This window comes from Mesorhizobium sp. WSM4809 (assembly GCF_055811655.1).
On record NZ_JBVVQW010000026.1, the window covers coordinates 1 to 19,843 of the forward strand.

Below are 19,843 nucleotides of genomic sequence, written 5' to 3' on the forward strand. Positions count from 1 at the left end.
AACTGAAACGCCTCGGCTTCCAGTTGATTGACGGGATCGACCTCTCCGAGGAGATGGCCGAAAAGGCCCGGAAAACCAGCGCCTACCGGCACATCCAAGCCAAGGTTGATCTTAACGGGCCGCTCTCCGACTGCTCCAGTGCGACCTACGATATCACGGTTTGCTGCGGCGTCTTCACGGTCGGTCACATCCGACCGGACGCACTGCACGAACTGGCTCGCGTCACGCGTCCTAACGGATTCATCATCGTAAGCACCCGCAAGAGCTATGCGGAGGCTTCGTCCTTTGAAGGTGAGGTGCGTCGTCTGGAGGATGCGGGCGTACTTCTGACGACCCAGCGTCTAAACGACGGCAAATACATCGCGGAGGAGGGCGCACATTACTGGGTTTTCAAAGTGCCCGATAGGGCCTGCGCACCAACGGAGAAACAGGTATGACTACACTACCGCAAATCTCACTGGCGAAACTGACAGCTGATGCAACGCGAAACGAAGAGCGCGAGCGGCTACGCCTAGCCTGCGAAGAGTTTGGGTTCTTCTATCTTGAGCACGGAATTCCGAAGGAACAGATCGCAAAAGCGATCCAGGCTTCCCGGCGGTTCTTCTCGTTGCCACAGTCGACAAAGGAACGTTACGGTCACTCCGCCCAATATGTGTACCCCGCCACCGCCCGTGGATACAGTCCGTTAAACGGCGAAACACTACATCCCGAGGCCGGCCCTGATCCAAAGGAGATGTTCGACCTCGGAATCGAGAATGAAGGTGACCGGCGTCCGTTTGCTGGTCGGACACGCCTTCCGGATGAAGCGTTAGCTCCTGGTTTCGCTCGAAGCCTGCTAGCTTTGCAGGCGACCGTGGTCAACGAGGTTGTGCCGCAGCTCGGGACCGCGCTGGCCGACTTGCTCGATATGGAAGAGGGCTGGTTCCGGCGCCATTTCAGCCCACCGACGGTACTCCAGCGTGTGATCCGATATCCCTCTACTGGCGGCACGGCCGGAAAGCATACCGACAACGGGTTCTTTACGCTGCTGCTGCAGGAGGAACTCGCCACGCGCTCCTTGCAGGTGTGGTTCGGGGGACGCTGGGTGCCGGCGCCGAGCTTGCCCGACCGTCTCGTTGTCAATCTGGGCGACATGCTTCAGGCTTTAAGCGATGATCAATTCAAGAGCACGCCCCATCAGGTCGTGCACACCGGTCCAGCCGAACGAATTTCGCTTCCCTTCTTTATCTATCCCGACATTGACGCTCGCCTGACTTCCCGGCAGGGAAAGCACACCTTTAGCGTCGCGGAGGTGATGTTACAAAACTTCGATTCGATCTGGCAAACCGGAAGCGGCGCCGGCCGTGCACGAGAGTTGCGGTAGCTCGTTCGTTTCTCGATGTTGCCCCAAATTTGCGGCAATGACGCACCGCAGCCCGCTTGGAAGAACTCTACGGCATCATGGTCGGGTTCATCGAAACGATAGCTCGCAAAGACAACGCATGCGGCGAGACCCTCAGACACATCTGGCGAACTGGCTTATACCGTGTCGACTCCATGCGGTTCCCGGATGGAGGGTCAAACACATTTGACTGGCTAGCTGTGGCCCCTCCCGCGCCTCCATTGGAGCCGTTCCCGATATCGAAAGTTTCGCGATCGGGTATCGCTGTGCTCGTAGAGTAGAGGAGCAATTATGAGCCTGAAAAAATTCATGCGTGCCGTCATACTCACTGGACACGGCGGTCTCGACAAGCTGGTGTATCGAGAAGACTGGCCAGTTCCGAGGCCCCGCGCGGGGGAAGTGCTCATCGCGGTCGGCGCATGCGGCTTGAATAACGCAGATATCAACACGCGGACGGCTTGGTACTCCAGGCATGTTACCGACGGCATTTCGCCAACGACTGGGAGCGCGGGATTTCCCGAGGCTCAGTTCAACGCAGGCAGTTGGGGAAGCTCTGCGATAATTTTCCCGCTCATTCAAGGCTCCGATGTGGCGGGCAGGATCGCCGCAGTTGGTGATGGCGTGAGTGCTACTCGGATTGGTGAAAGGGTCATCGTGGATCCGTGGCTTCTCGGTTCGGGAGACTGGATGAGTCCTTCAAGCGCCATCTACTTCGGATCGGAACGCAACGGCGGCTTTTCTGAATTCACGACTATACGCTCCGAAAACGCGCTTCGCGTTGACTGCAATTTGTCTGACGCTCAACTCGCAACGTTCCCTTGCGCCTACGCCACGGCGGAGAATTTGGTCGCGCGCACAGGCCTGAGACCTGGAGAAACCGTCGTCATCGCCGGCGCCTCGGGGGGCGTTGGAACTGCTGCCATCCAGTTGTGCCGATTACGAGGAGCCCGGATCATCGCCATTGCATCACGGTCCAAATCGAGCGTTTTGAAGAAGCTTGGTGCCGATGCGGTGGTCGATCGCGAGACACTGGAACTGTCTGATTCGATCCGAACGGCGGCGGGCGGCGACGTCGATGTAGCACTCGACGTCGTAGGAGGTCGTATCTTCCTCCACCTCGTCCGCGCCTTGCGCCAAGGTGGACGCTATTCGAGCTCTGGCGCCATTTCGGGGCCGATAGTCGACTTTGACCTCAGGCTACTCATCTACAAGGACCTTCAACTCTCCGGCGCGACCATCGTGCCTCCAGGAACGGCAGGGCGATTGATCGACCTGATTGAACGTGGTTTGCTTAGGCCTCTTGTTGCAGCGGAGTATGCACTGCCGGACCTTGCAAAGGCTCAACAGGCTTTCATGGAAAAGCGCCACGTTGGGAACATCGTTGTCACTGTCTGACGTAATCTGCGAGCACAGGAAATCTGCTGCGCATCAGCAGAACGCGCAGCGCACGATCAGCGGTCCAGAACTCGGGTCGTGGTGTATAGAGACGGTTGTCGAGCCGCGTGATTATTTATTCGTCCGATGCGCCATGTGGTGCCAATTTAATAGTAAAATAAGAGGGTAGCCACCGAAATTATTGTCTTTGAAATTCGTATACTTGATTGAATTCCTATAGTCCAGTAGAGCGCAAGTTCTTCGATAATGTGCAGCTCTGGTATTCCTAATCCGAAGACGCAAAAAGGCTGCCGTGGAAGTCATCCACTCCTCTCGCTACCGGAGAACTACCGATGCAGTATCCCACCGATTTGACAGATGCCTTGGAATTCGTTTGGGGCGAGGGTATCCTTTCGCCGGGCGGGCCGAAAGCGGTCGCGCAGATGCTGGAGGGCATCGACCTTTCCGGCCGCCGGGTGCTCGACATCGGCTCCGGCCTGGGCGGCATCGACATGCTGTTGGCGACGCAGCATGGCGCGGCCACAGTCCTCGGCATCGATGTCGAACCGCAGCTGATTGAATCCGCCCGCGATCTGGCGGCGAAGAAAGGGCTTGCTAAGCGCATCGCCTTCCAACTGGTCATGCCCGGTAAGCTCCCGTTGAAGGATTCCAGCTTCGACGTTGTTTTCTCCAAAGATTCGCTCTTACACATCGCCGATAAGCGGACGCTCTATGCAGAACTCCTGCGCGTGCTGGCGCCCGGTGGATGGTTCATTGCCGCGGATTGGCTTTGGTCGGAAAACGCCGCCGAGAGCCCAGTCGTGATTGCCTGGCTCTCGAAGCTGCAATTAAAATTCGCCTTCACGCAGCCGGCGGAGGCTCTCCAGGGTCTCATAGACGCCGGTTTCGTCGAACCCAAGGTCAGCGACTACCGCCGTGAGATGCAGGAGGCCAACCGCATGGAGGTTGCCCTACTCGAAGGTCCGGCGTGTCAGAAGCTGGAGGCAATCGTCGGGAAGGACGTAGCCGATAGCCGGCTCGCCAGCGCGAGGGGCCGCCAGGCCGCACTGGACTCCGGCTGCCTCATTCCCTGCCATCTGAGGGGCCGCCGGCCGACCTAGATGCCGGTCCGGAGCGGAGCGGCTATCAGATGCCAGTTGGCGACTGGTAGTGGAGGCGTTGGAGCGATGAGGATTGTGTCCCGGTCGTCGACGAGGCCGGATTTATTATAAGAAAGGCGATCGTTCCGTTGGTGTCGTGCCTCAGCCGTGGGGAGAGCACTCGCTGTGACCGTTGTATCGCAACCTATGTTGCGGCGATGGGCGGCGACGAAGTAGGACTGGCTGTGTGTTGATATCATCCCCAATGTTGATGCCCCAGTCGGCTACTCAGCCATCTAGCTCATGCGAACAAATGTCAGCCGGTCTAAGCTCATGGAACCGGTGACTTGTCAGATTGACGCTGCAAAGTAAATTCGTGAGTTCCCGGTTATTTCCTCCGCAATGAAACTTGCCGACGGGCCACACTTTTCGGATGACCCGAACCAACAAGGGATGACCTGAACGAATATGAAGTTGGTAACGATCCTAATTGGCGAAGGATTTCCGCTTCTCTCGCTGTCGCTCGTCACCGAACCATTGAGGTTGGCGAACCGAGAAAGCCATCGACCAGTCTTCCACTGGCGCATCCTGAGCATAGATGGGATGACGCCGCGGTCGTCTTCGGGCCATTCACTGGAGATCCAAGGCGGACTGGATGAACAAGCGACGGATGCCGTGATCCTGCTGGCCTCCTACGCCCCGGACCGTATGAAGACCGATGCGGTATTGAATTGGCTGAGGCGCCGGGCGCGGTCTGGTTGCTTGATGGGCTGCGTCGATACCGGAGCTCTCATCTTCGCCGAAGCGGGCCTGCTCGACAGGCGGCCTGCCGCCGCACACCATGAGGCGATCGTCGGATTCCGTGAAAGTCGTGGTGAAGCCTTCTTCGCCGATCGCCTGTTTGATCTCGACAATGACCGCTGTTCAAGTGCTGGCGGAGTCGTAACGATGGACATGACCCTGGCCATGATTGCCCATTTCGAGAACAAACGACTCGCACGGCGCGTCGCCGAAATCCTGAATTATCGACCTCTGGAATCGGGACGGGCGGATGGATCCTTTGGGTTTGACTGGTCGATTCCACGCCTCGACCGGGAGCTCGCGAAAGCTATCGACATGATGCTTGGGAACATGGAATCGCCGCTTTCGATCAAGGAGATCGCCAACCGCCTCGAGGCCAAGGAATGGAAGCTCCGTCGGCTCTTCCAGCGGCATCTTGGGCGATCGCCGCAAGCGTACTACCTTGAGCTACGCTTGGATCGGGCTCGCAATCTGTTGCGGAATTCAAAGCAGCGGGTAGGCAACATCGCGCTGATGTGCGGGTTCCCGGCAAGTGAAAGCCTGAGCCGTGCCTATCGAAAGCGGTTCAAGATGGCTCCGAGCCGCGACAGATCGCTCTATGGGTCAGCCGGAGAGGAACGGTGACCTTCGCTTGGAGACTTGAGGCCGTGTCATCGAACCAGGAAGACAGACAATCGCCCAGGCAGCGCACACCTGGTGTGACCCCAACAGTTTCTCAAAAAAAGGCTTCGCCGAAAGGAATGGAAGGTATACCTCGGTAACAGTGTTGACTTCTGCGTGAGACCAAGCCTGCGGACTGTGCGCCAGCCGGTTCAACAAGACCATCTGGAACTCCAGGGGAAGGTCTAGGGTGCGGATTGCAGCGGCGCGGGATGTTCGGCGAGCCCGTATGCTGCCTTCCGCTTGGTCAGCCTCAACAAATCCCACCAGTTCGGGGTGAGCGATAGCGAGCCAAGCGAGAAGCCCGGCCACCTACTTGGTAGATCTTTGTTCAAACAGGTCATATTTTTGTTTGTTGGGATCAAACGCAGTGTTGAGCTAAACATTAAGCTCCGGGCAAGCTTCTTCTTATCGGAAACCAGATGACACAGCCGCTCGACGCCCTCTTCCGCCCCAAGTCCGTGGCGTTCATAGGAGGCAGCAATCTGAATCCCGCATTGAAGTACCACCGCGACCTCGGCTTCTCAGGGGACACCTGGGTGGTGAATCCCAAATACGAGACCCTGCAAGGATTTCCGTGCGTCCCCTGGATCGAGGCGCTTCCGCAGGCGCCTGATTTGGCTTTCATCGCGATCCGTCGCGAAGCCGCGCTTGAAGCGGTTAGATCCCTCCGTATCAAGGGCTGCAGAGCAATCGTTTGTAACGCCGCCGGATTCGCCGAGACGGGAGTTGACGGTATCAAACTGCAGGCGGAACTCGTCGCTGCGGCTGGCGAAATGGTCATGCTCGGCCCCAACGCCGTCGGACTGGTCAACTTCGTCGATCCGATGGCAGCCATGATGGATCAGTTCGGGCTTCACTCGGTCGAAAAGGGCGTCGCCGTCGTCAGCCAGGGCGGTGGCCTGCTTTGCGACGCAGTATTCTCCGATCGAGGTCTGCCGATCACGCATCTCGTCGGTGGCGGCAATCAGGCAGTTACCGGCGTGGAAGCCTGCGTCGACTACCTGCTCGAGGATCCACGCGTTACTGCCATCGGCCTCTCCTTCGAAAGCCTTCGAGATGTCTCGGTTCTCCGCAAGGCCGCCGCGAAGGCGCTCGAGCTCGGCAAGCCGATCGTCGCCATCAAGTTCGGCAAGACGCCTGCAGGCGCGCAGGCTGCAGCTTCCCATACCGCGTCGATGACCGGTGCAGGGGCTGCCTGGGATGCCCTCTTCGACAGGCTTGGCATCATCTCCGCCAACTCGGAATCGGAGTTCTTCGAGACGCTGAAGCTGTTCCATTCAGGGCAGGTGCCAAAGGGACGCAGGGTTCTCGTGACCGCTGTGTCCGGGGTGCTAGGCGTGATGCTCGCCGACCACCTCAGTGCCGCGGGATTCGAGCTTCCTCAGCCGACCGGGGACCGGCTCGCCCGCCTGCGGGAAGTCCTTCCCTTGATGGCAACGCCTGGCAATCCACAGGATGTCACTATGGGCGCCTGGAACGATACGGAGCGTCAGACGGCCATCTACTCAGCGCTACTCGACGAAGGCTACGACGCTGCCCTGATGGTGCAGAACTATCCTCGTGAAGGCATGTGGGACATCAGCGAATACGCCGCGCAGGTCGAAGCTCTCGGCGCGGCCTGCATAGGGCGGGACGTCGCAGCCATGCAGTTGGCCCCCATGATCGATTGCTTCCCGGCCCACGCCCGCGATCACACCCAAAGCCTCGGCCTTGCCGCCATGCAGGGCCTGGAGGAGTGCATGCGTGCGATGTCGCACGGTGTCTGGTGGCGCGAGCGCCGCGAAGAGCTAAATGCCGCAGGTCTGGAGCGGCTGACCGCGGCAACGCCGATCGTTCCTGAAGCCGGCACCTATCAAGATGAGGCGTCAGCCAAATCGATGCTGGCAGGGGCTGGAGTGCGGGTTCCCAAGTCGACAGTCTGCAATTCCGAGAAGGCCCACGAAGTCGCCGCCGAAATCGGCTTCCCGGTCGTTCTCAAAGCTCTCGACTCCCGCCTCCTTCACAAGACAGAGGTCGGTGCGGTTCGCATCGGCCTGTCCTCGACTCAGGACGTGCGGGACGCGGTCGAGAAGATGCGATCGGACATGGGTCGCCTCGCACCGAACATTCCATTGGGCCTCGTCCTCGTAGAGGCGATGGCGGCGAACACCGTTGCCGAGGTCTTGGCTTCCGTGACTTACGACCCATCCGTCGGTCCCGTCATGATGATCGCCGGCGGCGGAGTGGAAGCCGAGCTCTGGAACGACAGCACTTTGGTCGCCGCGCCTTTCCGACGGGAAGAACTCTCGCGTGCCTTGGACCGCCTGAAGGTGGCCGAGCGCCTCAAGGGATGGCGGGGCCGTCCCGCAGGCGACCGCGAGGCGCTGCTCGACACGCTCGAGGCCCTAGGCTTCTTCGCTATCGCCGAAGGCGCGGAGAAAATCGAAATCAACCCGATCCTGGTCGGCCGAGAAGGCGCGCTTGCCGTGGACGCGGTTCTGAAGCTTGCACACCGCAAGAAGTGTGTTGCCTAACACCCAAGGGGGAAGTCCATGCAGAGTATCACGCCTGAAACCACCGACTACAAGCACCTTATCTACGAGGTAGACTCCGAGCACATCTGCTGGCTGACGCTGAACAGGCCGGAGAAGCTGAATGCGATGAACCTCCGACTTATCGCCGAACTACAGGCGGGCCTTATGCGCGCCGACCGGGACGAAAATGTCAATGTTATCGTCATCCGCGGCAACGGCCGGGGATTTTGCGCCGGACACGATCTTGACGAAGACGCCGCGGAGGATCGCACGTCGATCTACGAGTATCGCGCCCACTACATCCATCAGTTCGAGGAGTTCACCACTCCCTGGACCGTCACCAAGCCGGTAATAGCCTCGATCCATAAGTACGCGATCGGCAAGGGGTTCGAGCTCTCGCTGTTCTGCGACGTCTCGATCGTCACCTCCGACACTCGAATGGGCTACAATGAGGTACGCTACGGCGTGTCTGGGCACTGCATGTTTCTGCCTTGGGTGGTGAACATGAAAACCGCCAAGGACCTTCTCCTGACCGGCCGGGAGCTAACCGCCGCCCAGGCGAAGGAAATGGGCTTGGTCACCGAGGTGGTCGAGTCGGACCAACTCGCGGAGTCAACCCGTCGGAAGGCTACCCTGATGGCGCGTATGCCGCGCGAGATGCAGCGGATGCACAAGATGTATTTGAACCGCGTCTACGAGATGCAGGGACTCAGGACCGCGACGGACTACTACCTCGAGCAGGTTGCCATCATGGGCGCACAGCCTGTCCCGGAATACGCTGAGTTCAGCCGGATGACCGCCGAGAAGGGACTCCGGACCGCCCTCGATCACGCAAATGCTCGTTACGACGGGTTGGACTAATGGACTTCTCGCTGAGCGAAGAGCAGGAGATGCTCTCCAGGACGGTCCGCAACTTTTGCGAAACCGAACTCATCCCGCACGAAACGTTGCTGGAGCGGACGAGTGAACTGCCGCGCGAACTGGAACTCGACATCCGCCGCAAGGCGATGGCGCTCGGACTTCACGCCTGCAATATGCCAGAAAGCGTGGGCGGAGCCGCACTGGACTGCGTTTCCTTCACACTCGTCGAGAAAGGGCTGTCACGGGCATCACTGGCTTTGGCCGAATGCGTTCGTCGACCGAACAACATCCTCGCGGCGTGCCAGGGAGAGCAGATCGCCCACTTCCTCGAACCCGTGATGTGGGGCGAGAAGCGGGAATGCATCGCCATGACGGAGCCTGACGCGGGCTCCGATCTCAAGGGCATGAAGACCCGCGCGGTCAAGGACGGCAGCGACTGGATCATCAATGGGACGAAGCACTTCATCTCCAATGCCCAGAATTCGGATTTCGTGATCTTGTTCGCCGCGACCGGGGAAGAAGAGACGTCGAGTGGTCCCCGCAAGCGCATCTCGTGCTTCCTCGTGGACCTTGACACTCCCGGTCTCGAAGTCGGTAGGGGCTATGACCACATGGGGCACCGCGGCTATTACAACAACGTCCTGAACTTCGACAGCGTCCGCGTGGGGGACTGGCAGATGGTCGGCGGCGAAGGCGAGGGTTTCAAGGTGGTGAGTGACTGGCTCGGACCGGGCCGCCTAACCGTGGCGGCGGTATGCGTTGCCCGTGCGGAGCGTGCTTTCGAGGTCGCTGTCGACTTCGCGGCTCAGCGAAAGCAGTTCGGGCAGCCGATCGGCAAGTTCCAGGGAATTAGCTTCCCGCTCGCCGACATGGCGATCGACATCCGCATTGGCGACCTTTTGCTGATGAACACGGCGTGGAAGGTAGACCAGAAAGCCCCGACGATCGCTGAGGACTGCGCCATGGCGAAGGTCTGGTGCTCCGAGATGCTTGGGCGCGTGGCCGATCAGGCCATCCAGACCTGCGGCGGCATGGGAGTAATGGCCGACCTGCCGCTCGAACGGATATACCGTGACGCTCGCGTCGAGCGCATCTGGGAGGGAACCTCCGAGATACAGCGTCACATCATAAGCCGACAGCTCATGCGTGCGAAAGGAGCCTGAACATGACGGCGAACACGATGACGGCCGTGCACCTCGTCGGTCACGGCGGCCTCGACAGGCTGGTCCTTCGCGACGACGTTGCCGTTCGTCTGCCTGGTCCCGGCGAGGTTCTCGTCAACGTGACTGCGGCTGGCGTGAACAACACGGACATCAACACGCGCACAGGCTGGTACAACAAGCAGGTTAGTTCAGGCACCACGGCAGAAGGCGGCAAGAGCGGTTTCGGGGTGGCCGAGAAGGGCATGGGTGACTGGGAGGGCGGGCTCACGTTCCCGCGCATTCAGGGCGCCGACGCCGCTGGCTACATAGTGGCCATTGGCGAGGGCGTGGAGGCGGGCCGGATTGGTGAGCGTGTCGTCTGCGATCCTTACATCCGCGATCCGGAAGATGTCGAAGGACTCGACAGCGCTGGTTTTTTAGGGGCCGAGCACGACGGCGCATTTGCCCAGTTCACTACCGTCCCATCGGTCAATGCCGTCTCTGTCCCGAAAGACTTTCCGCTCTCGGATGCGGCTCTTGCGACTCTTCCATGCTCGGGCGGCACAGCCATGAACATGCTCTCGATCGCCGGTGCGAAGGCAGGCGATCTTGCGCTCGTCACAGGCGCCTCCGGTGGCGTCGGCACGTTCCTGGTGCAGATCCTTAAGGCTCTCGGTGCGACCGCCATTGCCGTCGCGGGCAAGACGAAGATGGCGGACGTTTTCGAACTGGGCGCCGATCAGGTGATCGACCGCGACACACCGGACCTCGTCTCCGCGGTGTTGGAGATCACGGGCGGGAGGAAGCTTAGCCTCGTGGCAGACGTGGTCGGCGGCGATCAGTTTCCCGATCTCCTGAAGCTGCTACGCCGTGGCGGCCGTTACGTGACCGCAGGAGCCATCGGCGGCCCAAAGGTCAATCTCGATCTGCGGACGCTCTATCTCAAAAACCTATCCCTGTTTGGTTCCACGGTCTACCTGCGCGACACGTTCCCGCGTCTGATTGATCTAGTCGTCTCCGGCCAGATCAAACCTTTCAGTACGAAGTCCTGGCCGCTGGATCAGATTCACGCTGCTCAGTCGGAGTTCTTCGAGAAGAAACACGTCGGCAGCTTCGTCCTCGTGCCTCCCAAAGTGGAGAGTTATAAGTGAAGATCACCGGACCGCGGCCTATCGGTTTGTTCTCAACAAGTGGAGCATCGAAACCCGCTACCCAAGTCCCTATCATGGAGAGGTGTGTGTGAGCTCGTTGGTTAAGACCGAAAGGCGCGGCCGCGTACTCGAGATCGTTCTCGACCGTCCGAAGGCCAACGCTATCAACGCCGCGACGTCTAAGGAGCTGGGCGAGGCGTTCCGCACGCTCAACGAAGACGACAGCCTCTCGGTTGCTATCATCGCAGGGGGCGGCGACAGGTTCTTTTCTGCGGGCTGGGACCTCAAGGCGGCTGCCGAGGGCGAAGCGGCGGACGCCGACCAGGGCATCGGAGGGTTCGCTGGCCTCACGGAGTACTGGGGCCTGAAGAAGCCCGTCATCGCGGCAGTGAATGGGCTGGCACTCGGCGGCGGGTTCGAGCTTGCGCTGGCTGCCGACCTGATCGTCGCGGCCTCCCACGCGAAGTTCGGCCTCACGGAAGCCGCCATCGGTCTAATAGCCGATGCTGGCGGCGTGATCCGTCTTCCGCGCCGACTTCCACGGCCCATAGCAATGGAGATGTTGTTCACCGGAAGGCAAGTCAGCGCGCACATGCTGGAGAGCTGGGGTCTGGTGAATGAGGTCGTGCCCGCAGGCCATCTGATGTCTGCCGCGCATAAGCTTGCCGATCGGATCGCCGCATCGGCGCCTCTCTCGTTGCAGGCGATCAAAGAGATCGACCGAGCGACCGAAGGCCACGGCGAACGGGAAGCCTACCGGATAATGCGCGAGGCCGATCTGCCCGTGTATCGGCGCGTCTATGCAAGCCAGGACGCAGCCGAAGGAATGGCAGCTCTATCGGAGAAGCGCGCGCCCAACTGGAAAGGACGCTGACAATGGCAGAGGCCTATGATGCCCCATTGCCTTGGACAGGCGATATCGAATCGCCGCTTACGCTGTTCCGGGCGAAAGTCCGGGAAGAGTGGATCGACGTCTTTCAGCACGTAAATGTCGCGCATTACCTGACCATAGGTGACCATGCCAACTGGGCTTTCTGGAACTGGCTGAACGGTCCTGACAGCACGATGGAAGTCCGCAATGGCCATGAATACGTCATTGTCGAAAACCACGTCCACTACATAAACGAGCTGGCGTTGGGTACGCCGATCCATGTGACCACGCAGCTCATTGGCGTGGACAACAAGCGCTTCGTCCTCTTCCACCACATCTGGAAGTCGAAGACGAACGAGCTGGCAGCCACGAACGAGGTAAAGTGTCTCGGTTTCAACCTGACAGATCGGCGGCCAGAGAACTGGCGGCCTGTCGTCGCAGGGAGGCTCGAACTGGTTATGCACTCCCAGACCGGACAGGAAGTTCCCGCTGTAGCCGGACAGGGCGTCGCCCTGAAGAATAGGTGATCCGATGCGCATCGAGAAGATAACGCTCTACTCCGTGCCGATCGACGTTGGCATGGAGCTCACGCGGTATGTGTCGAGCCAGTCAATCAATCCGGCGCTCGATATCCTCGTGGTGAAGATCGAAACCGATGGCGGTCTCGTCGGCTGGGGCGAAGTTTCCTCGGCGCCACCTTACTATCTGCCGGAACTATCGGCAGGCGCTCGCGAAGGCATCCGACACGTTTCCCCGGTGGTGCTGGGCCGCGATCCGCGACAGGTCGCGGCCATCTTGAGGGACGTGTCCGCAGCTCTCAGAGGGCACGGCAACGCCAAGACAGCGCTGGAGATGGGGCTGTGGGATCTCGCAGCGAAGGCACACGGCCTTCCGCTCATTGACCTCTGGGGCGGACGCGTCTCGTATTCCGTGCCGGTTCTCGCTGTGGTCCGCATTGGAACGCGCGACCAGACGCTTGCCGCCTTCGACAGGGAGCGTAAGAGGGGATACTCGCGCTTCCAGATCAAAGTCGGGGCAGGCGAGGTAAATGAGGATATCGAGACCATCCGGATGGTCGAAGAGATAGCGCTTCCTCATGAGCGCATCTGGTACGACCCGAACCGCGGCTGGCTTGTCGATGACACGATCCGCGTGATCAACACGTTGCGCGAGCTCTCGCCTATGATCGAGAATCCCTGCGATACCTACGAGGAGTGCCGAACGGTCGCCCAGCGCACCAGTGTCCGGATCATGCTCGACGAAGTGCTTGACAGCCCACGGCGCTTTCTCGAGGCGGTGGAGAACCAAGTTTTGGACGTCGCCTCGCTGAAGACCTCCTGCATTGGCGGTATTGAGGCCACCCGGCAGGCGATGTCGCTTGCCAGCATTCTCGGAGTGCCTGTCCGGATTGAGGACTACTACGGGTCGGGAATCTTGCTCGCCGCGGTGACGCACCTTGCGCATACGCTGCCACGCAATCTCGTCTTCGGACTGTATGACTACGTCAGCGATGACCTTCCCCTCGTGAAGAACCCCCTTCGTGTCGTCAACGGAGAAATCCGGCTTCCCGACAACTGCGGACCGGGGCTTGGCGTCGAAGTTAACGAGGCGATCCTTGGTGATCCCGTCGTGGTTCTGGGGGCCAGCAGGCATCACGGGACGGCTCCGGGCAGGGATCATCCAGCAGCTGTCCAATCCGATTCCGGGAGTCATTCATGACCCTACTAGAGCACCGCAGCAGTCCGGCGTGCTATCGCGACCGGCCCGCTGTACACTCCAGCGGCCTGGCGAGCTGCCGGCCGAAGACAGACTGGAGGCCTACCGGTCAACTTCGCCAATGCTCGCGTAACCGCATGCACCTGACAGGGTCAATCATCCCGATCGCCGTCTAGGGCGCGAGCCTGTGCATCGTGTCATGGAGGCAGGAGACGTAGTCATGATCCCGCGGGTCATCCACTCTGGCACGGACGAGTGTCCCTGTGCATATCACCACCTCCGAGATCGGTGAAGAGATCATGATCGTGGCTGGAGACGCCCTCGGATGAAGACAGCCCTGACAGGCATCAAGGTAATCGACATTTCTGTCAACGCGCCTGGACCGTTCGCGTCGATGGTGCTCGCGGACATGGGAGCGGAAGTCATTGCGGTCGTAAACCCGATGCAGGCGAAGCCAGACTATGCGGGAGCCGCCGACGACCCGATGCTCGCCGGACGCGGAGGTCCAAACGACGCGTTGGCCAGGGGCAAGTCGCGGCTGCCGCTGGACCTGAAGTCGGAAGAGGGGCGTGTCGACCTCCTGCAACTCGTTCGAACTGCGGACGTCTTTATCAGCGAGATGCGTCCAGGAAAGCTTGAGGCGCTCGGACTCGGATGGGACGTTCTCGGCTCGGAGAACCCGCACCTCATCGTATGCGAGATCAGAGGCTACGGCAGTAAGGCACCGCATGCGACGCGGGCAGGCCACGACATCAATTACCTAGCGATGTCCGGCGCGCTCTCCTTGATCCGCGACCGGCAGGGCAAGCCGGTCGCCCCCCAGAACATCATCGGCGATTACGCGGCAGGGGGTACCCTCACCGTCTGCGCGATCCTGGCCGCACTGCTCGAACGCTCGCGCACGGACCAGGGGCAGCGCATCTGCCTCTCGATGACGGACGGCGTCCGTTATCTTTTGTCGGACATCTCGGCTGCGACCGTGCTCGGCGGTCACCTGGAGGAATCCTGGCGTGAATCCTTGAGCGGCGGGATGCCTACCTATGACACCTATGCTACCTCTGACGGCCGCTGGCTCGCGGCCGGTGCGCTGGAGCCGAAGTTCATTGCGGAGATCGGGCGGAAGCTCGGCTGGCCCGAACTAACCGGATTGATGGAGCGCAAGGAAGGCTGGCCGGAGGCCAGAAGAGGCCTGACGGAGCGTTTCAAGGCTCGAACGCTGGACGATTGGAGCAAAGTCTTCGCGGATAGCGACGCTTGCGTGACACCGGTCCTTTCACTGGCGGAGGCGCATCCTGACGGCATGCCAGAACTGACTGACGTGGCGGGAGAGCGCGCGATGGAGTAGGAAGCGACCGAATGATCGCAGGTTACTATCCTCACGCCGCGACCGCCTATTGCTGCAGAAGCCTCCGTGGTCTAGCCCCCCGATCGACAGAAAGAGACGGCACCATATTATCGGTCGCAATTGGTGGAACATTAAGTAAGGACAATGACGAAAGGCATACCGCGCTTGTTCGAGACACTCCTGGAAAAGCTGTCGGAGAGTGTCGACGAAACAGATTTCCGGCAAGCCTTGGCCAGCGCTGTCTCGGGACTTGATCTACTCACGTTCGCTTATCTATCCCTTCCGTCGCGACCTTCCGGCGAGCCCAAGCTGATCTCCAATTATCCGCCCGATTGGACCGCGCACTATTTCCGAAACCAGTATCAGCGAATCGATCCCGTAATAATGCGTGCGCGCCTTGCCGGTTGCCCCTTCCTATGGGATTCGGATCTTCGTGGCGTTGAAATATCGCAGGTTCAGCAAAGGCTGTTCGTCGAAGCTGCAGAGTTCGGCATCTGCTGTGGATTGACGATCCCCATTGTTGATCTCAGGGGACGTGCTGCGGCGATGACCTTTGCCGCGCGTGAGCCGTCCGGTTTGCTGCGCGTTGCCGAGCGGTATGAGCAGGCGCTCCAATTCATGGCAACATGCTTTCACGTTCATGTCCGCCGCAAGCTCTCGACCGGTCGAATGGTGGATGGCATTCTGCTGACACCACGTGAGTATGAGTGCCTGCAGTGGGCGGCGCGCGGCAAGTCCGCCTCCGACACAGCCTGCATCCTAGGCATCAGGTCGCGCACTGTCGCTTTTCATCTGGACAATGCCAGGAGCAAGCTCGGCGTGCGCACAAAAGACCAAGCGGTGGCGCTGCTGGCCTCCTCACGATCTTCGATTCTCTAAAAAACCGACCTGCCCTGGGTGCCCTATGCTGGGCACAAGTCATTTCGGCGTTGGTACACTGGCCCCGAGCCCAGGCGTCATTGCTGCCGGCCTGTGATGCAACTTGCTGCGTCCGGTGGATTGCAAGCTGCCTCCGAATCGACAGTGGTTGCAATGGTTCAAGCGGCGAGGACTTCATCAATGTTTCCCGCGTGTGGCCCTGTCTCTGGCGAGCGGAACAAACGACGTCGATGGCGCACCGTTCTCGATCGCGGTGAGTGGGTAAGCTTCGTTTCCTCTCGCAATGAGCATGCCACATCCCGCGTCCATGGCTGTCTTTGCTGCCATCAATTTTGTCACCATGCCACCCGAACCGTGACAGGTGTGGGAATGGCCCGCCATGGCCTCTATCTCGGGGGAAATACATCGCACCTCTGTAATCAGACGAGCCAGCGGATTGTTGTGTGGGTCTTCGGTGAACAGGCCATCTACGTTGGAAAGCAGAACGAGAAGGTCGGCGCCTACCATCTGTGCGACGCGTGCCGCCAGCCGGTCATTGTCGCCAAAGCAGATCTCTGCCGTTGCAGTCGTGTCGTTCTCGTTGATGACAGGTACGACGCCAATTTTGAGAAGTTGTTCAAGTGTCGACCTTGCGTTATGGCGGCGATGCTTGTTCTCCATAACTTCGCCGGTCAATAACATCTGTCCCACAGCGAAACCATGGCGCTTCAAACTCTGTTCGTAAGCAAGGATGAGCCGAACCTGACCGATCGCGGCGGCCGTTTGCTTCTCCTGCATTCGCAGCGGTCTGCCCAGACCGTCGAATTGAGCAGATCCGAGCGCGACTGCACCGGACGTGACGATGATCACCTGCTGCCCACGTGAGAAAAAGCGCACTACATCCGCAATCAGCGTTTCAAGCCAGCCAATGCGCATATCGCCAGTCACTTCATCGACGAGCAGTGCCGAGCCAATCTTGACCACTAGCCGCTGAGCCGAAAGTAATTGGATCGATCTTGTCGCTGCTGCCACTGGGTCTAGCTGCAGTGACAATGAAGACATGATTTCCACTCTCTTCTTGGCGATACACGAGCGACAGGGCTCTGTGGTGCACAAGCACAAGCAGCGTCAGACCTCTTTTTGACGGCCCGGAGTTGCGGCCACCCTCTACATTTTGGTGAGGAACCTAGCACCCTTGGCGATTGGCGCTCATGAAGCTTGTATAAACTTATGTAGCGGCAATTCACGGTTTCATCACCGAGAGGCGAACATGACGCGCTCCGCACTGAAGGGGATTGGAGGCAGCTTGAACGGGACTGATGAGGCCGTTCTCGATACGACCGGCAAGCACGGCGGTGGGCCGGTGCTTTCGCCAGTGGCGATAGATGGTCTCCAGCCGAATGCAAGTGAGGCGGATGCCTATGCAATGCCGCCGAATCCGCTGGAGCGGCTTCGCTCTGGCAAGCTTCTACTGTTATTTCGTTGGCCAAGGAGCGAACAAAAGTGATCGCAGTCTCGTCGCCCCGCTTAACCAGCAATTGAGGCTTGGTATCATAAAGAATAGCATCCAGATGGTACGCGCGCTCGGCAACATGCATCCATCGCCGACCGGCTTAGCCGTGCTCATTTGCCTGTGGCGTGACGGAGCGCACAGCTCGTTCATCCAGCGGCGAACAGTTCCTTGTAGCCGGTCGTCACCATCCAGTTCGCCCGGTCGATATGACTACGGACAGCGTTGCGGGCGCGTACCGGTTCATGGACGGGGTCGATGCCGAGGATGAGATCTGCCATCTCTTCTATGCTAGCATTGTCGGCGCAGGCGTCGATAATCCTCAGATAGATATTGAAATGCTCCCGGTCATAGCTCGTGAGGCTCTCCGACCAGGGAACCTCGTCGCGCAGTGCTGAACTCTGAGCCCCGTCCGTTCCCGTTGATCGATCCATCTCTGCCGCGAAACCCCGCATGTTGATCGCTGGATTCAGGACAGAATATCCCAAAATGGGATTATCTGGAACCAGGATTAGTGGCTGAGCCGGTCTTTATCCGTCCGGTTCGCCTAGATGCCCAAATCTCTCCGATCTCCCCGCCACCAGAGGTTCCTGGACCAGCTGAGATCACTGCGCAAGGCCAAAGGCCTGACCCAGGAGCAGCTGGCCGAGAGGCTTGGCCGTCCCCAATCCTTCGTGGCCAAGTACGAGGGTGGAGAGCGGCGTCTCGACGTCATTGAATTTCTCGACGTAACAGCAGTGCTTGACGCTGACCCGTGCGAGATTCTGTTGAGCCTGCGAACGTAGCTGGGCCAGCGCGCCTCCCGGAGCCACCGGTTGCCGCGCCTCCAGCCCCGGTTTCTTCGCAATCCCAAGCTCCCGCCCCTGGCGCGGGTCGCAGGCGCGCGCAGCTCTTCTTTTTGGGCCTCCCGATGGCGCAGACAGGCGGCACTCCCTTCTAGGCCCGCCGAGGCGTCCCGCAGCCCTTCGCCACTCAGGGTCCTTCACTTTGTTCGGTTCTTCGGGTGCAGTCCGTCTTTTTCCGGTCGTAACTCGCCGCCCTCGATCGGCAGCGGAGACAAAATGATGCATGCAAGACGGGAGCCAACCGCCAGCGGAGACACAGGTGAGGGCGGGGCTCTGACGCCAGGCTCTACCAGGAGATCACAAACCGTCATCATTGGCCCAGCTGTAGCTCGGCACCCTACCGTGGATGCCGGGGCAAGGCAAAGGTGGCTCAGGCGGCCGAGGAATGTTTCCCAGATGCCAGGCACCGGGTGCTGCAGTAAGGAACCGGCAGCGCTCACCCGTCGCTGAAGTGCGCACCTGGTGGTGTCGAGGAGGTCCGTGCTTGCTTGCACAGGCGCATAAGCTCAGACATGAAGCCCGGGAGACCGATGCCGGCAACGGCTGCCTTCAGCGTTCCGTCAACAATACGAAAAGCTTTCTTGGTCGACCGCCACTAAGCACTTCCATTTCAGGCGGCCAGTTGAGGCCGCCTTAAGTGTGAGGAGGGTTCTTGGCCCACCGCAGGATGGTGCTCGCCCTTCCCTTGCAGGGACAACCGCAAAAAGGAGCGCGCGATGCCCAGCCCGAGGCGCCCTTAATTCCAATCGGCTGTGAGTAAGCTGCCTTCGCCTTCCGTCGTCAGAAACGATAGGTGAGACCTGCGCCTATCAGCCATGGATCGAGCGCCGCTTTCCCGGTCAGCTTGGCGCCGGCCACCGTAACATCGAAGTCTGGCTTGAGAAAAAGCTTCTTCACGTCGAAGTTGACGCCCCAATGCTGGTCCACCATGTAGTCGAACCCGACCTGCAGTGCGGTGCCGAATGTGTTCTTGACCTTGAGATCATCGGCGCTGCCGGCTTTCTGATGATAGAAAATCGTATAGTTCACGCCCGCGCCGATATAGGGTTTGAAGGGGCCGAAATCGGTAAAATGGTACTGCAATGTCAGCGTCGGCGGCAACAGCCAAGCCTTGCCGATGTTGCCAAGCCCACTAATCGAGCCCTGGCCCGTGATATTGGCATATGTGGTGCCGAGGATGACTTCGGCGGCGATATTGTCCGTGAAGAAGTACGAGACGTCGAGTTCCGGAATCACGGTGTTCGAATAGGAAAGACCGGAGCCGGGAACCGCACTAACGTAGCCCGAATCCTCAGTAATAACCCCCAAGGCGCGCAGGCGGATCTGCCAAGGGCTAGCCCATTCCGACACCCAGGCACCCTCGTCGGGGTCGCACGGCACCTCTGGGACGTCAGCCGCGACCGCCTGCTGTCCGACCAGGATAAGGGTGGTGGCCGCTATTACACCGCGCGCCAAGTTTGTTAGTGTCGTCGCCATAATATTCTCTCCTTGCTCGTCAGAAATAGTAGACTGTTGCGAATATTAATTATCCCGCCAAGCCCGGCCTGCACTTGGTCAAGGTGAGGCCTTTGCATTTGCATCTTTGTCGCAACCAAACCTATACTCACTGGTTTTTCGCGTGCTTTGTCGGGTTCCCGGTCGTCAATGAGGGCTCTCCGCTTGCCAGCCGATGGCGCTGCTAAGGAAATTGTCGCATAGGGCGATGAATGCGG

Annotated in this window: 18 protein-coding genes; 15 read left to right on the forward strand and 3 right to left on the reverse strand. The window is 59.8% G+C overall.

Annotated elements, in window-relative coordinates; translation table 11 throughout:
• The 14 genes from AC0L24_RS31640 to AC0L24_RS31705 all read left to right on the forward strand — a co-directional run.
• The coding region (locus AC0L24_RS31640; RefSeq protein ID WP_473564794.1) for a methyltransferase domain-containing protein at positions 1–437 on the forward strand (437 nt) is incomplete at its 5' end.
• Complete coding sequence (locus AC0L24_RS31645; RefSeq protein ID WP_473564795.1) at positions 434–1,363, forward strand: isopenicillin N synthase family dioxygenase; 930 nt, start codon at positions 434–436, stop codon at positions 1,361–1,363. The genes AC0L24_RS31640 and AC0L24_RS31645, both read left to right, overlap by 4 nt.
• A gap of 309 nt (positions 1,364–1,672) precedes the next feature.
• Positions 1,673–2,776, forward strand: a complete 1,104-nt coding sequence (locus AC0L24_RS31650) for an alcohol dehydrogenase family protein (RefSeq protein ID WP_473564796.1) — start codon at positions 1,673–1,675, stop codon at positions 2,774–2,776.
• A 422-nt stretch (positions 2,777–3,198) separates the two neighbouring features.
• Positions 3,199–3,876, forward strand: coding sequence for a class I SAM-dependent methyltransferase (locus tag AC0L24_RS31655; protein ID WP_473564797.1), 678 nt, complete (start codon positions 3,199–3,201; stop codon positions 3,874–3,876).
• Positions 3,877–4,323: 447 nt separating this feature from the next.
• Positions 4,324–5,280, forward strand: coding sequence for a GlxA family transcriptional regulator (locus tag AC0L24_RS31660; RefSeq protein WP_473564798.1), 957 nt, complete (start codon positions 4,324–4,326; stop codon positions 5,278–5,280).
• A gap of 458 nt (positions 5,281–5,738) precedes the next feature.
• The gene (locus AC0L24_RS31665) at positions 5,739–7,832 is read left to right on the forward strand and encodes an acetate--CoA ligase family protein (protein ID WP_473564799.1); all 2,094 of its coding nucleotides are present in this window, start codon (positions 5,739–5,741) and stop codon (positions 7,830–7,832) included.
• 18 nt (positions 7,833–7,850) lie between these two features.
• Positions 7,851–8,693, forward strand: coding sequence for an enoyl-CoA hydratase/isomerase family protein (locus AC0L24_RS31670; protein WP_473564800.1), 843 nt, complete (start codon positions 7,851–7,853; stop codon positions 8,691–8,693).
• Positions 8,693–9,856 carry an acyl-CoA dehydrogenase family protein gene (locus AC0L24_RS31675; protein WP_473564801.1) on the forward strand — a complete coding sequence of 388 codons (1,164 nt, stop codon included), beginning with the start codon at positions 8,693–8,695 and terminating at the stop codon, positions 9,854–9,856. The genes AC0L24_RS31670 and AC0L24_RS31675 overlap by 1 nt, the downstream gene beginning before the upstream one ends.
• Before the next feature lie 2 nt (positions 9,857–9,858).
• The gene (locus AC0L24_RS31680) at positions 9,859–10,986 is read left to right on the forward strand and encodes a zinc-binding dehydrogenase (protein WP_473564802.1); all 1,128 of its coding nucleotides are present in this window, start codon (positions 9,859–9,861) and stop codon (positions 10,984–10,986) included.
• An 88-nt stretch (positions 10,987–11,074) separates the two neighbouring features.
• On the forward strand, positions 11,075–11,860 hold the full coding sequence (locus tag AC0L24_RS31685) for an enoyl-CoA hydratase-related protein (protein ID WP_473564803.1): 786 nt from the start codon (positions 11,075–11,077) through the stop codon (positions 11,858–11,860).
• A gap of 2 nt (positions 11,861–11,862) precedes the next feature.
• Positions 11,863–12,384, forward strand: coding sequence for an acyl-CoA thioesterase (locus AC0L24_RS31690; protein ID WP_473564804.1), 522 nt, complete (start codon positions 11,863–11,865; stop codon positions 12,382–12,384).
• 4 nt (positions 12,385–12,388) lie between these two features.
• The gene (locus tag AC0L24_RS31695; protein WP_473564805.1) at positions 12,389–13,576 is read left to right on the forward strand and encodes a mandelate racemase/muconate lactonizing enzyme family protein; all 1,188 of its coding nucleotides are present in this window, start codon (positions 12,389–12,391) and stop codon (positions 13,574–13,576) included.
• Positions 13,577–13,898: 322 nt separating this feature from the next.
• The gene (locus AC0L24_RS31700) at positions 13,899–14,918 is read left to right on the forward strand and encodes a CaiB/BaiF CoA transferase family protein (protein WP_473564806.1); all 1,020 of its coding nucleotides are present in this window, start codon (positions 13,899–13,901) and stop codon (positions 14,916–14,918) included.
• Between the two features lie 156 nt (positions 14,919–15,074).
• Positions 15,075–15,797: a LuxR family transcriptional regulator gene (locus AC0L24_RS31705; RefSeq protein ID WP_473564838.1), complete on the forward strand. Its 723-nt coding sequence runs from the start codon at positions 15,075–15,077 to the stop codon at positions 15,795–15,797.
• 177 nt (positions 15,798–15,974) lie between these two features.
• Here the strand turns inward: AC0L24_RS31705 and proB are convergent, their stop codons facing one another.
• Together proB and AC0L24_RS31715 are read right to left on the reverse strand one after the other, a co-directional pair.
• Complete coding sequence (gene proB, locus AC0L24_RS31710; RefSeq protein WP_473564807.1) at positions 15,975–16,838, reverse strand: glutamate 5-kinase; 864 nt, start codon at positions 16,836–16,838, stop codon at positions 15,975–15,977.
• A gap of 597 nt (positions 16,839–17,435) precedes the next feature.
• Positions 17,436–17,720 (reverse strand): DNA -binding domain-containing protein, encoded by a 285-nt coding sequence (locus tag AC0L24_RS31715; protein WP_473564839.1) that lies wholly within the window; start codon positions 17,718–17,720, stop codon positions 17,436–17,438.
• Between the two features lie 117 nt (positions 17,721–17,837).
• On the opposite strand from AC0L24_RS31715, the gene AC0L24_RS31720 reads away from it, so the two are divergent.
• Positions 17,838–18,071: a helix-turn-helix domain-containing protein gene (locus tag AC0L24_RS31720; RefSeq protein WP_473564808.1), complete on the forward strand. Its 234-nt coding sequence runs from the start codon at positions 17,838–17,840 to the stop codon at positions 18,069–18,071.
• An 840-nt stretch (positions 18,072–18,911) separates the two neighbouring features.
• On the opposite strand, the gene AC0L24_RS31725 is transcribed toward AC0L24_RS31720, so the two are convergent.
• Positions 18,912–19,607 carry an OmpW/AlkL family protein gene (locus tag AC0L24_RS31725; protein WP_473564809.1) on the reverse strand — a complete coding sequence of 232 codons (696 nt, stop codon included), beginning with the start codon at positions 19,605–19,607 and terminating at the stop codon, positions 18,912–18,914.
• Between the last annotated feature and the right edge of the window lie 236 nt (positions 19,608–19,843).